The organism is Paenibacillus macerans (genome assembly GCF_900454495.1).
GTDB lineage: Bacteria > Bacillota > Bacilli > Paenibacillales > Paenibacillaceae > Fontibacillus > Fontibacillus macerans.
The window spans coordinates 302204-315948 of sequence record NZ_UGSI01000001.1; the positions used below are offsets into that span (position 1 = coordinate 302204).

General features: G+C 58.3%; 10 protein-coding genes. 9 read left to right on the forward strand and 1 reads right to left on the reverse strand.

Going from position 1 to position 13745, the window contains the following annotated elements:
• Nucleotides 1–8 precede the first annotated feature (8 nt).
• The 7 genes from DYE26_RS01375 (at nt 9) to DYE26_RS01405 (ending at nt 7336) form a co-directional block, all read left to right on the forward strand.
• The gene (locus DYE26_RS01375) at nt 9–1700 is read left to right on the forward strand and encodes a DNA repair helicase XPB (RefSeq protein ID WP_036621580.1); all 1692 of its coding nucleotides are present in this window, start codon (nt 9–11) and stop codon (nt 1698–1700) included.
• Nucleotides 1697–3616, forward strand: coding sequence for a helicase-associated domain-containing protein (locus tag DYE26_RS01380; protein ID WP_051985374.1), 1920 nt, complete (start codon nt 1697–1699; stop codon nt 3614–3616). Before DYE26_RS01375 ends, DYE26_RS01380 begins: the two co-directional genes overlap by 4 nt.
• A 107-nt stretch (nt 3617–3723) precedes the next feature.
• The gene (locus DYE26_RS01385) at nt 3724–4164 is read left to right on the forward strand and encodes a YlbF/YmcA family competence regulator (RefSeq protein WP_036621583.1); all 441 of its coding nucleotides are present in this window, start codon (nt 3724–3726) and stop codon (nt 4162–4164) included.
• Nucleotides 4165–4263: 99 nt separating this feature from the next.
• Nucleotides 4264–4527 carry a YlbG family protein gene (locus DYE26_RS01390; RefSeq protein WP_036621586.1) on the forward strand — a complete coding sequence of 88 codons (264 nt, stop codon included), beginning with the start codon at nt 4264–4266 and terminating at the stop codon, nt 4525–4527.
• Between the two features lie 446 nt (nt 4528–4973).
• Nucleotides 4974–5411 carry a hypothetical protein gene (locus DYE26_RS01395; protein WP_036621588.1) on the forward strand — a complete coding sequence of 146 codons (438 nt, stop codon included), beginning with the start codon at nt 4974–4976 and terminating at the stop codon, nt 5409–5411.
• 118 nt (nt 5412–5529) lie between these two features.
• Nucleotides 5530–6429: a selenium metabolism-associated LysR family transcriptional regulator gene (locus DYE26_RS01400; protein ID WP_036621590.1), complete on the forward strand. Its 900-nt coding sequence runs from the start codon at nt 5530–5532 to the stop codon at nt 6427–6429.
• A 25-nt stretch (nt 6430–6454) separates the two neighbouring features.
• Nucleotides 6455–7336 carry a PHP domain-containing protein gene (locus DYE26_RS01405; protein WP_036621593.1) on the forward strand — a complete coding sequence of 294 codons (882 nt, stop codon included), beginning with the start codon at nt 6455–6457 and terminating at the stop codon, nt 7334–7336.
• A gap of 90 nt (nt 7337–7426) precedes the next feature.
• Here DYE26_RS01405 and DYE26_RS01410 read toward each other — a convergent pair whose 3' ends face one another.
• Nucleotides 7427–9196, reverse strand: a complete 1770-nt coding sequence (locus DYE26_RS01410; RefSeq protein WP_036621594.1) for an Rqc2 family fibronectin-binding protein — start codon at nt 9194–9196, stop codon at nt 7427–7429.
• Between the two features lie 459 nt (nt 9197–9655).
• Here DYE26_RS01410 and DYE26_RS01415 point away from each other — a divergent pair, with 459 nt between their 5' ends.
• Entirely contained in the window at nt 9656–12460 is a 2805-nt protein-coding gene (locus DYE26_RS01415; RefSeq protein WP_036621595.1) for a calcium-translocating P-type ATPase, SERCA-type, read from the forward strand.
• Between the two features lie 110 nt (nt 12461–12570).
• Complete coding sequence (gene dapF / locus DYE26_RS01420) at nt 12571–13407, forward strand: diaminopimelate epimerase (RefSeq protein WP_036621596.1); 837 nt, start codon at nt 12571–12573, stop codon at nt 13405–13407.
• Nucleotides 13408–13745 lie beyond the last annotated feature (338 nt).

A 13745-nucleotide genomic window follows, 5' to 3' on the forward strand; every position in this document is an offset into this window, starting at 1 on the left:
AACAACTTGTGAACGAAGCGGGAGCCTGTATCGTTCAGTGCGATTTAACCGTGCTGCTGGAGAAGGAGCATCCGGGTTTTGCAGCCGCTCGGGAAATATTGTCCGCGTTTGCCGAATTGGTGAAAAGCCCTGCTGTTTATCATACATACCGGATTACTCCGCTTACTTTATGGAATGCCGCGGCCGGCGGACTGGACGCGGAGGCGGTCATCGGGCGGCTGCGCTCGGTGGCGCGCTGGGATTTGCCCGAAGGCGCCGCCCTCGACATCCGCGAATGGATGTCCAGATACGGCGCTTTAAGGCTGTATCCCGTGATGGAAAATCCCGAACTGATCGAGCTGGAAAACCTGAGCCGGGAAGACGGCTTGCTGGATGAGCTCATCGGCCGGGTTGCGCTTCCGGGCGGGAAGCCGGCGGCGGCCGGCGCCCGCAGGGTGCGGCTGGAGGCAAAGCACCGCGGGCCGCTTAAGCGGGAATTGGCCCGGCTCGGTTATCCCGTTTTGGACGAAGCCGGTTACCACAGCGGAAGGGCGTTGAGCTTTACGTTGTGTTCGTCGCTGCCGGATGGCAGGCCGTTTCGGCTGAGACCTTACCAGCTTGGGGCGGTTGAGGCTTTTGCGGGGCACAAAGGGGACGGCGGAAGCGGCGTTGTCGTCCTGCCTTGCGGAGCGGGAAAAACCGTGGTCGGGCTGGCGGCGATGGCGCGGTTTCAGTGCGAAACGCTGATTTTGACTTCCAACGTTACTTCGGTGCGCCAGTGGATTTCCGAAATTCTAAACAAAACGACCCTGTCTCCCGAAGCGGTCGGGGAATATTCGGGGGAGAAAAAGCAGGTGAAGCCCGTCACCGTCTCAACTTATCAAATATTGACCCATCGGAACCGGAAGGAGGAGGGCTTCAAGCATATGTCGCTTTTCAACGAACGGGATTGGGGCCTGATCATTTACGATGAAGTTCATCTTCTTCCGGCCCCGATTTTCCGGGCGACCGCCGAGATACAGGCGACCCGCAGGCTCGGGCTTACCGCTACGCTGGTCCGCGAGGACGGCTGCGAACGCGACGTGTTTTCGCTGATCGGGCCGAAGCGGTACGACGTGCCGTGGAGAGATTTGGAGGAAACCGGGTTTATCGCCCGCGTCGATTGCCAGGAGATCCGCGTGCCGATGCAAGGCGATTATCAGGAAAAATACGCCCGGGCCGAAGGAAAGGAAAAATTCCGCATTGCCGCGGAAAACCCGGAGAAATTGGCCGTTATAAAGCAACTGCTTGAGCGGCATGGGGATCGGCAAATTTTGATCATCGGGCAGTATCTGGAACAATTGAAACGCATAGCCGCCGAACTCGGCGTTCCCCTCATTACCGGCAGCATGCCGCAAACGGAACGGGGAAAGCTGTTTGGGGCGTTTCGTCAAGGGGAGCTTCCCGTCCTGGCCGTCTCCAAGGTGGCCAATTTCGCCGTCGATCTGCCCGATGCTTCCGTGGCCATCCAAATTTCCGGAAGCTTCGGCTCGCGCCAGGAAGAGGCCCAGCGGCTCGGGCGGATTTTGCGCCCGAAAAGCGATGGCGGCCGCGCCTATTTCTACACGCTTGTGTCGGAGAATACGCGCGAGCAGGATTTCGCCCTGCGGCGCCAGTTGTTCCTGCTGGAGCAGGGCTACGAATACGCCGTGCGGCGGGAGCGGGAGGTGTTTGAAGCATGACGGGTCCGCAAGCGAATCATTCGGCGGCCTGGAATGGCGATGCCAAGCAGCCGCCGCTGCCTTCGTCCGCGGAGCGGGCGCTGCGCTTATTGTTTTACCGTTTTGCCGGGCAGCCGTTTAAGCTGGAGCAGGTTGATTCGGCGGCCGCGGGCGGCGTATCGGGAGCGGAGCTGCGCGCGGCGATGCCGGCATTGCTGCGCCGGGGCGATATCAAGGCCGTTCGCAAAGCTTGGGGCGAGAGGCTGTATTATTTGCCGCTGGACATGTCTTTGCAGCGGCAGCGCGTGTGGGGGTATCCGGCCTTGAAACCGCTGGCCGGGGGACCGGCCAGGCTGCGGCGGGAAGCCAAAGCCGGACTTGCGTTCGACTTGTTCCGGGCGCTAACCTATATCGCCGGAAACGGCTTGAAGTTGACGGCCAAAGGAACGATCCACCAAAAGGAGCTCGGCAAGCTGACGGGCCGCCTGCTGCTGGCCGAACGGGATGTGGCCGGCCTGGGGCTAAAGTATCCGCATCCCGACGTGTATTCGCCGCAGCTGGCCGTTGTGCTTGACCTGCTGCAGGCGCTGGGGCTGATCGCCAAAGAGCGGGCGGCTTGGCGCCTGAACGACCGGGCGCTGGCGGCCTGGCTCGCTTTGGACGCCACGGCGATGAACCGGGTGCTGATTCGTCACGCCCTGCAGCGCTACGTTCCGGCGGAGCCGGGGACGGCGCATGTTGTTTTGCGCCTGGCCGCAGCGGATTTGCAGGCGGGCGAGTGGTATTCGCTTGAGGAGCTGCTGGGCACGCTGCTGGACCAGGGAATACTGGCCGGCCCGCTTCCCCGCGAACGCCAGGATTGGATCGGCAGCTGGCTGGAGGCTTGCGCGGGCTTTGGCTGGCTGGATCTCGGGGAAAATCCGGAAGACGGTCTCATGTTTCGCTGGCGGGTCGGGCGGGACGAGCCCGCTGCTTCATATGAAGGCAGGGCGTATGAACCGAAGGCTGCTCCGGGAAAAATCATCGTCCAGCCCGATTTTGAAATTCTCGTGCCGCCGGACGTCGCTTTTTCGGTGCGGTTCGAGCTTGAAGCCTGCTGTGAGCACGTTGCGACGGATGTAATGAGCGTGTACCGGCTGACCCGGGCGAGCGTCGAAGGGGCGTCCCGCTACGGCCGCACACCGGAAGAGGTGTCCGCCTTCTTGACCGGGCATGCCGCCTTCGTCCCGGAGCCGGTGCTGAACGTGCTCGAGCAGTGGGGAAGGGAAATCGGCCGGACGTCGTTTGCCGAAGTGCTGCTGCTGCGCTGCGCCGACGCCGGCGCGGCCGACAGAATCGCTTCGCTTTCCGCGCTGCATGGCGCGGTTGAGCGGATCGGGCCGCTGGATTTTATCGTTAACGCGGAGCGTGAGGCGGAGGTGCGAAAGGCGCTGGCGGCCGAACGGCTCGCGCCGCCGGGCCGCCGGTCTGCCGAGGCGGAGCCGGATTATCCGCGGCTGACGGGCCGGAGTTCCCCGCCTGCGGATGCCTCCGCTTTCGGCTGGCAGGAGGGAACGGGCGGACAAGGCTGGATTTACCAAGGAACGGATTTGCATTTTTACGAGCCTGATGACGAGCTTCCCGACGACGGACAGCTTTTCCCCGGACTTCGGGAGCTGCCGCCGATGTGGTGGAAGGAACTGAGAGCCTACCACCATTCAACGGCACGCCAAATCGTCGCCCAGGCAAAAGGCTGGCAAACGAAGATCGCCTTGCAAATCGGCGGGGACACGGTTCTCTGCCTGCCTCTGGAACTGCGCGGCGATGAGGAATGGAGCGTCAAGGTTCGCACGCTTCCCTCCCCTTCGGGAGAGGGGCGGGGCGAGGAAAGCGAGCTGTGGCTGTCCCCCGGGGACTGGCGGGCCATGCGGCTGATCTTGCCCGAAATTGCCCGGTAAAGCGGGGATTAGGAAGGATGAACCTCTTCTTCTTATAGCCGGATTATGATATGATTATGTCGTCTACCTCGGGTGGATAATAAGAAGCAGAATCGAGTTGAAAATTCATGAGCGTAATCGAGAGGAAAACGGTCGATATGGCCGCCGTGCTGACATACGCCTATGAATTGGGCGATATGATAAATAACTCGCACGCCGTGTCCGAATATTTATATTGGAAGCGCCGCGTGGAGGAAGATGCCGAGATTCAGGCATTGGTCAAGAAGCTGGATTCGCAGAAAGAGCTCTTCCGGGAGACGGAACGCTTCGGCCATTTTCATCCCAACTATCATGAAGCCAAAGACAAAGTGGCTGCGGTGGAGAAGGAGCTGGAGCGGTTTGAGGCCGTCCGCAAATTCAAAGCGGCCGAAAGCGAGCTTGACGACATCCTCCACGAGATGTCGGAAACGATCGCTTATGCCGTCTCGGACAGCATCAAGGTGCCGAGCAACGATCCGAACCCGAAAGGCGGCGGATGCGGAAGCGGCGGCAAGTGCAGCTGCGGTTAAGCGGCGAATGCCGCCATTAAATTCGAAGCGCGGCCCAGCTGAGCTAACGGGCAGCCCGGGGCCGCGAAAATTGCAAACGTACCCGGGAGGAGGGGAATGATGTTTCCGGAGCGTACAGGCTATATTATTTGGGTCAGCGATTTAAAGGCGGCCAGAAATTTGGAGAAATACGGGAGCGTGCACTATTTGTCCCGGCGCATGCATTATGTGGTCATGTATGTGGACGCGGACCGCGCCGAAGACATTATGCGCAACATCCGCAAGCTCTCCTATGTCCGCAAAATCGAGCGATCATACCGCGGTGAAATCAAAACGGAATACAGCAAAGATGTTCCGGACAAAACCCGGTATTACGGACTATAGAGACAATAAGCGCCAAAGCGCCAGGCTGCTGATAAAAACAGCGGCCTGACGCTTTTTTTGAGTTATGCCGGGTATCGGCATTGTCACTTGGATTCAGAGCAAAAGCTTTTCTAACTGTGCGCCGGCATCCCGCATCGCGGTTCTGCATATTATCGTAGGCGGAAGCCTATTGCAAAATCGGCTATAATAATGGATGCGTCATGTTGTCGATGCCGAAAATAGGTCTAAAGAATCTAGGCGTATACTTTTTTTGCTATATACGAGCGCTAGTCTTGTAGAAAAATTAGCGATCATGTAATATAATTAGGTACAAATACTTAGTCCAAAAGACCTATATCGTTTCATAAGTCCGGTTGATTCTAAAGAAATTTGCTGGCAAAGAGGCTTATGAACAATGAAATTGTCTGTTAGTTTGTTGAACAAGCCTATGAAATGTGAGGTGCGGCATGAGAGATAGGGCGACAGAACGCTGGGGAACCTATGAAGCTTTCCATATTATTTTAGGGGACAAAAGAGTAGCGGACATCGTGGTGACGAACCACGCCAAAAGCAGATATCACGACCGCATCAACCGGGAAAACATCGGTTACGAGCAAATTGCCGGATGGGCATGGGAATGCTTGAAGCAGGGGCGGATCACTCCATACTACCGGAAGGAAGAGGACGTCTATTTGATTGACGACGATTTGGTCATGGTCGCCGAATTTACGGAAATTCCGGGCGAATTCGATTTGGCCGGCCGACCGCTGCACCGGATGATTATCGTCACGTTCCTCGGAAGGATGTCGGAGACGATTGAATTGCGCGATTTGAAATCCTACTATTCCTGGCTGCGCCACTCCCGGCGGATGACGTTGATCAAGAACAGCCGCAAACGCAGATAAGCGGTGTCATACGGATGGAGACTGGACGTAAAGCGAGGTTCGGCATGCCCAAGCGGCATGCTTTTTTTGTTGGCTTGAACATGCTATTGTAGGGATAAAGAAAGGGGAATAGCGGACGATGGCGTTGAACTACCACCAGCTCCACATTTTTTACACGGTCGCGGAGCGGGGAAGCTTTTCGGCGGCGGCCCAAGCGCTCCATATGACGCAGCCGGCGGTAACGATGCAAATCCAAGCGCTGGAGGATTATTTCGGCTGCAAGCTGCTGGTCAGATCGACGAAAAAAATCGAGCTGACGGAAGCGGGACAGACGCTGCTTCCGTTTGCCCGGAAAAGCGTCGAGATGATCCGGGAAACCGAGCAGGCGATGTCGCGGTACACTTCGATGCTGGAGGGCAGGCTTCAACTCGGGGCGAGCCTGACGATCGGAGAATACGTGCTGCCGCGGCTGCTGGGTCCTTTTGGGCAGCGGTATCCGCACATTTCGATAGTAATGAAAGTGATGAATACGACGCAAATTATCGAGGAGATCGTAGGCCACCAGCTCAATTTCGGGCTTGTCGAGGCGCCCGTCCAGCACCCGGATATGGTATCGGAGCCGGTCATGGAGGATGAACTGAAGCTGATCGTTCCGGCGGGGCACCCGCTGTCCGGCAAAAAGACGGCGACGCTGGAGGAGGTTGTTTCTTATCCGTTTGTGCTCCGGGAAAAAGGCTCCGGGACGCGCCAGGTGATGGAAGCCGAATTTAAGCGCCGCGGAGTCGAAATGAGCCGGGTCCAAACGGTTATGGAGCTTGGCAGTACGGGAGCGGTCAAATCGGCGGTCGAAGCGGGAATCGGGATTACGATCATCTCCCCGTCTTCCGTCAAGCATGAACAGGCGCTTGGCCTGATGGAGGCGCTCGACATTGACGGCGTTTCTTTTAAGCGGGAATTTTATTCGATCCACTTGAAATCGACGCTGCTGCCGGTCAGCGCGGTGACGTTTCTGACTTTCTTACGGGAGTACGGGGGATAAAAAAGACAGCAAAGGATGTGGATGGATGGCACAGGAACGGCAAGCAGGGGAAGGACGGTTTGATTTACATACGCACACGCGGGCTTCGGACGGCATGAACGCTCCGGCGGAAAACGTCAGGCTGGCCAAGGAAAAAGGCCTGGCGGGCCTGGCGATCACCGACCACGACACCGTGGCCGGCATCGCGGAAGCCCGGGAAGCGGGGGGGCGGCTCGGGGTAGCCGTTGTCCCGGGGGTCGAGATCAGCACGCGGGCCGGGGGCAAGGACATCCATGTGCTCGGCTACTTTCTGAACGACGGGGACGAACTGCTGCTGGAAAGGCTTGAGCGGTTGCGGGCGGTACGCCAAGAACGGAACGAAAAAATTATCGCCAAGCTGCAACAGCTCGGCATTCCGATCACGCTGGAGGAGGTAAAGCGCGGGCTGTCTCGGCCGCTTCGGCCGGATGAAAGCCTGGGGCGGCCGCATATCGCCGACGCGCTTGTCCGCAAAGGGGCCGCGAAGGACATGCGCGACGCATTCGCCCGCTATTTGGCGGAGGGGAAACCCGGGTATGCGTCCCAGCCTAGAATCGGCCCCGAGGAAGCGATGGAGTGGATCCGCGAGGCCGGCGGGGCGCCGGTGCTGGCCCATCCGGGCTTGTACGGCGACGACGATCTGGTACGGGCGATTCTGGAGCGCGGGAAACCCGCGGGGATTGAAGTTTACCATTCCGATCACGGTCCGGACGAGGAAAAGCGATATATGGCGATGGCCGAACAATTCGGGCTGATCGCCACGGGCGGCTCGGATTACCACGGCGTCCGCCAGGGCGTGGTGTTCCACGGCGATCTCGGCGGCCGCACCGCCCCGCCGGGGACGGTGGAGCGGCTTAAAAGAGCGGCCCCGGCCGCCCGGACGGAATGAAGGCAAATACGAAAGCTGCCCCAGAGGTCCACATGGACTTTTAGGGCAGCTTTTTTTGCGCGGTTTACCCGGATGCGCCGTATTGAAAGGCTAACCGTTTTTGACGGAGCCCGGCAGAGCCTTGATCATCTGCTCGTCGGGCGTGACGAACAACGTCCGCTGATGGTCGTAAATGACGAAACCGGGCTTCGCTCCGCTCGGCTTGCGCACGTGGCGGATCAGGGTGCAGTCGACCGGCACGCTGCTGGATTGTTTGGCCTGGCTGAAATACGCGGCCAGTTGGGCCGCTTCATTTAAAGTAGCCTCCCCATAGCTGTCGCTGCGGATCAGCACATGCGAGCCCGGAATATCCTTCGTATGCAGCCAGGTGTCGTTCGGTTTGCCCAGCCGGTTGGTGATGTACTCGTTTTGCAGATTGTTTTTACCGACGTAAATTTCGATGCCTTCCGAGGACGTGTAGACGTGCAGCGTCGGGCGATCGCCCTTTTTCTTCTTTTTGCCGCCCTTTTTCCCCCGGTCCCGCAAATACCCCTGCCCGGTCAACTCCTCGCGGATTTCGTCGATATCGCTTAACGTGGCGTCGTCCAGCTGCTGCAGCAGCCCTTCGAGATAAGCGATTTCCTCCCCGGCCAGCTTCATCTGCTCGTGAATGACGGCAAGGCTGTTTTTGAATTTATTGTATTTCTTAAAATACCGCTGGGCGTTCTCCGAAGGGCTGAGCAGCGGGTCGAGCGGAATCGTTTCGGTTTTCTGCTCCTCGTCGTAATAGTTGACCAGCTCCACGGAGCGGTCGCCTTTGCGGATCGCATGCAGGGAAGGCAGCAGCAGCTCGCCCCAGATCCGGTAGCGTTCGGCGTCCTCGGCCTCGTTTAAGTCTTTTTCCAGATTGGCCAGCTTTTTGATGTTTTTGTTCCGTTCGTTTTGCAAAAAGCGCAGCAGGTCGCCCGTCTTCTGCTTGACGGTGTCGCGCAGCGCCTTGTCGCCGTAATAGTCCTCCATGCATTCGCTGATCGACTTGTAGGTGCGCAGCCCGCTGTGGATTTGCGTTAGCCGGATTGCGGAAAACACGCTTTTTCCTTTGGCGGTTTCGCCCGTCACCGGGGTGTAGGCATGGCTGCGGACTGCTTCCATCAGCGCGGAAAAGGCTTGCCACAGCCGCTCGGCAGGGTCAAGATCACGTCCGCTTTGTTCCTTATCGGGTCCGGCCAGACCTGCGCGGGCGTAAATTTCCCCGGCGATCAGCGGGCTTAATCCGTTATAGAACTCGACCAGCCAGCCGCTGCTTTTTCCGGCCTGCTCCGCCTCCCGGTATGCCGCCAAAAACCCGGCGCGCTCCGCGCCCAGCGGGTCGAGCTTATGCTGCTCGGGCGGGGTGGTGTAGGCGAAGCCGGGCATGACGACGCGGTAGCCGCTGATGGCCGGCGTCACATGGTGGATTCCGTCAAGCTGCACCCCTGTCGCCGGATCGACGAGAATGATGTTGCTGTGCCGGCCCATCAGTTCGATAATGATCCGCTTCAGCGACAGATCGCCAAGCTCGTCGCGCGTGCGCACATCGATATGAATGATCCGCTCCATGCCGACCTGGCTGATCGCTTCGATGGTTCCGCCTTCAAAATGCTTGCGCAGCAGCATGCAGAACATCGGGGCTTCCAGCGGATTCGGAAACGAGCTTTCCGTAAAATGAACGCGCGGATACGTCGGATTCGCCGACAGCAGCAGGCGCCGGTTGCCACCCTGCGTACGCAGGGCCAACACGATGTCGCTGGCCGCGGGCTGGTGTATTTTATTGATGCGCCCTCCTATGCAGACTTGCAGTTCATGAACGAGCGCACGGGTTACAATGCCGTCGAGTGCCATAAGTTTGTTATCTCCTGTCTAAAGGTAGTTCAAAAAGTCATCTTTTGAAGATTTAAGAATGAACAGTCACCAAGCGTGTCTTCCTTAAATCGCAAGAAAAACTTCAGCTTAGGGCGGTCTGTCTTCTTTGAATGTTCGTCGATAGAGTTTTTCTTATCACGAAGCGGTTCATGAAGAGGATTCGACGTCGAATCTTGAATTCAGCCGGGCCTTCCGTTGCTCACGTACCTAAAACGTACGCTCCGCTCCTTTCGTCCCTAGCTTCATCCAACCTTCTCGGTGCTGAAAACCTGACTTTTTGAACACGTATTTTAATAAGACGCCTCTTCTATGATGCCATACTTCGGGCAAAAACTTAAGGGCTCCGCTGTGATAATTTGGGACTGGCCGGAATACATTTACCCTAGGTGGAAAAGCCTTCACGCGGAAACTGCATTAAAAACGGAAGGGGAATAGGGGATGGAACAAAAAAACTGGCACCAGTGGAGTGCTGAAGCGCTTTTGGAACGGTTTGGCGTCACGCGTGATCAGGGGTTGTCCGACGAGGAAGCGCGGCGAAGACGCGAGGAGAGCGGCTGGAACGAGCTCGAAGAAGGGAAACGGATCTCCCCGATCCTGTTGTTTCTCAATCAGTTCAAGGATTTTATGATGCTGGTGCTGATGGGCGCCACGCTGATCTCGGGATTTCTCGGTGAATATTTGGACGCCGTGACGATTATAGCCATCATTATTTTGAACGGGGTGCTGGGGTTCATCCAGGAATTCCGGGCGGAGCGCTCCCTGCGCGCGCTAAAGCAGCTGTCCGCGCCGCACGCCAACGTGTTAAGGGAGGGAACCGTAAAGCATGTGCCGGCCCGGGAACTCGTTCCCGGGGACATCGTCGTGCTGGAGAGCGGCGACCGGATTCCGGCGGATATCCGCTGGCTGTCCACGAACAGCTTGGACGTGGAGGAATCCGCCCTGACGGGCGAATCGCATCCGGTCGGCAAGCATGCAGGGGTCTTAAGCGAAAGCGAAGTGCCGCTCGGCGACCAGAAAAACATCGGCTTTATGGGAACGATGATTACGCGCGGCACCGGGCGGGGCATCGTCATCCGGACGGGCATGGGCACCGAGATGGGGAAAATCGCCGACCTGATCCAAAATACCGAGGTTCAGGAAACGCCGCTGCAGCGGCGGCTTGAGCAGCTCGGGAAAATTTTGATCTACATGGCGCTTGGCCTGACCGTGCTTGTAGTGCTGGTGGGCATTTTGCAGGGGCAGCCGGCCAGCGGGATGTTTTTTGCCGGGGTCAGTCTGGCGGTCGCCGCGATTCCCGAGGGTCTGCCCGCCATCGTCACGATCGCCCTGGCGCTCGGCGTGCAGCGCATGATCAAACGCAAGGCGATCGTCCGCAAGCTGCCTTCGGTGGAGACGCTCGGCTGCGCATCGGTCATTTGCTCGGATAAAACCGGCACGCTGACGCAAAACAAAATGACCGTCACCCGCCTTTGGCTGGAGGGCCGTTCCCTGGAGGTCACCGGCGAAGGCTACGAGCCGGTCGGCAACATCCTCGAGGGCGGCAGCCCGGTCGATTTGCGCCAGGATCAAAGCCTGCGCCGGCTGCTGCAAATCAGCGCGCTGTGCAGCAACGCCGTCATTTATGAGGAAGATCCGGAACAACGCGGCCGGCGGAAGACGAAGGACGAAGCGGCTGCGGGTCCCGTTTGGAAATTAAAAGGCGACCCGACCGAGGGGGCCTTGGTCACGCTGGCTTCAAAAATGGGCTTGTCCCCGGCTTCCTTAAGCGGCATGTATGTGCGCGAGCGGGAATTTCCGTTCGATTCGAAGAGAAAGCGGATGTCCGTGATCGTCTCCCATCAAGGCGGCAAAATGGCGCTGGTGAAAGGCGCGCCGGATATGCTGCTGGAGCGCTGTTCATATATTTTATGGGAAGGGAAAGTGGTGCCTTTTACCGGGACGTTCCGCCAGAAGGTGCAGGCCGCCAACGAAAAGATGGCCCGCGGCGCGCTGCGCGTGCTCGGTATGGCGTACCGGGAGTTAAGGCCTCATGAAGGGGCCGATGACGAGGACGGCGCGGAGTCGCAGCTGATTTTCGTCGGCTTGACGGGCATGATCGATCCGCCGCGGCGCGAAGCGCGGGACGCCATCAACGTATGCCGCAAGGCGGGCATCAAAACGGTGATGATCACCGGGGACCATGGGCTCACCGCCGAAGCGATCGCTTCCGAGCTCGGCATATTGCCGCGCGGCGGCTCCGCGATGTCGGGCCAGCAGTTGGAAGGGCTGAGCGACGAAGAACTCGACCGCCAGGTAGAAAACATCTACGTGTACTCCCGGGTTTCCCCGGAACATAAGCTGCGGATCGTCAAAGCGCTGCAGCGCAGAGGCCATGTCGTGGCCATGACCGGCGACGGCGTCAACGACGCCCCGGCGATTAAGGCGGCCGATATCGGCATCGCGATGGGCATGACCGGAACCGATGTATCCAAAGAGGCTTCATCCTTGATCCTTAGCGACGACAACTTTACGTCGATCGTGGCCGCGATCGAGGAGGGCCGGAACATTTACGAAAACATCCGCAAGTTCATCCGGTATTTGCTGGCGTCCAATGTCGGGGAAATTTTGACGATGTTTTTCGCTATGCTGGCCGGGCTGCCGCTGCCGCTGCTGCCGATCCAGATTTTGTGGGTGAACCTCGTCACCGACGGCCTGCCGGCGATGGCGCTCGGCGTCGACCAGCCGGAGAAAGATTTGATGGAGCATAAGCCGCGCGGGGCGAACGAAAATATTTTTGCCCGGCGTCTGGGCTGGAAAATCATCAGCCGCGGCGTGCTGATCGGCGTGTGTACGCTGGGCGCCTTCTGGCTGACGCTGCAATACGCGCCGGACGATCCGGGCCAGCTGGCCAAAGCGCAATCGGTCGCTTTCGCTACCCTGGTTATGGCGCAGCTGATTCACGTGTTCGATTGCCGCAGCTCGCGTTCGATTTTTCACCGCAACATTTTGCAAAACAAATATCTTGTGTTTGCGGTGTTGTCCTCCATCATTTTGATGCTTGGCGTTATGTACATCGAACCGCTGCAGCCGATCTTTAAGACGGTTCCGCTCGGCACGAGAGAATGGGCGATTACGCTGGTGGCCGCCGGCATTCCCACGTTCCTGATGGGCGCGGGCAGCGTCTGGTCCGGCAACCGCAAGCGCCGCGGCTTCAGCGGTCCGCGTCCGCTGGGAACCGCGAAAAGTACAAATATTCGTGCATAAAATCAATACCTTTTCCGGCCGTCAAACTTTAGACTAACCCCATAGGCAAGCTTTGTCGCAAGGGATGCGTTTCCCTTGATATATATTGACGATGCAGGAGTGGGGTTAAGATGGAATTTACGAAAATGCATGGACTGGGCAACGATTTCCTCGTTTTTTACGGGCATACGGAGCTGCCTGAAAATGTATCCGAGCTGGCGGTAACCTGGTGCGACCGGTATTTCGGGGTCGGCGGGGACGGGCTCGTGTTCATCCTTCCGTCGGAGCAGGCCGATTTCAAAATGCGGATCATCAACTCGGACGGTACGGAAGCCGAGCAGTGCGGCAATGCGATCCGCTGCGTGTCCAAGTACGTATACGACAACGGCTTGGTTGATAAAGAGAACGTGACGATCGAAACGCTCGGCGCGGGGGTGCAGCAGGTCAGCCTGCAGGTGGAGAACGGAGCCGTCAAAACGGTGCGCGTCGATATGGGCGAACCGATTTTGGACGGCCTGGCCGTTCCGACCACGCTGGAGGACAGCCCGGTGCTGAACCGGCCGATCGAGGCGGGGGGGCGCGAGTTTTCCTTCACGGCCGTGTCGATGGGCAATCCGCATTGCGTCATTTACGTGGACGACGCCCCGAACTTCGATTTGACGACGTGGGGGCCGAAGCTTGAGGTGCATCCTTATTTTCCGCGTAAAATCAATGTCGAGTTTGCGACCGTGACGAGCCGGGACCGGGTGGAAATGCGCGTCTGGGAACGCGGAGCCGGGCCGACGCTCGCCTGCGGAACGGGGGCCTGCGCCACCTTGGTATCCTCCGTGCTGAACGGGCTGACGGACCGGGCGGCCTGGATCGGGCTGAAGGGCGGGGACCTGTTTATCGAATGGGATGAACGGGACAACCACGTATATATGACCGGCCCGGCGGAAGCGGTGTACAAGGGCAGCATAGAAATCTAACAGCCGTTTGGCCGGCGTTGCGGCAGGCGGCAAACGAAGCCGGGACACCCGAGGTTGGGGGGCCCGGCTTTTTTTAAGATATGTGACATGCATTTGCGGAGGCAGCGGTAATAGCGGTAAAAAAGGGCGTTATTCTTGCTAAATAGGGACCAGATGCGATATAGAGGAACTTTTTTCCTCTATTTCTCGCCGGGTGGGGGCAAAACGCGGTTTTTCAAGTCTAATAAGAAAATAAGGACCAAAAGTTCCTCTATTTTATTCGCGAGGGAAAAATTCGCAAAAATAGCGCCACAAAACACCTCTATTTCAGGACGGTCGCTCCCTCCTAAGGCTTAAAC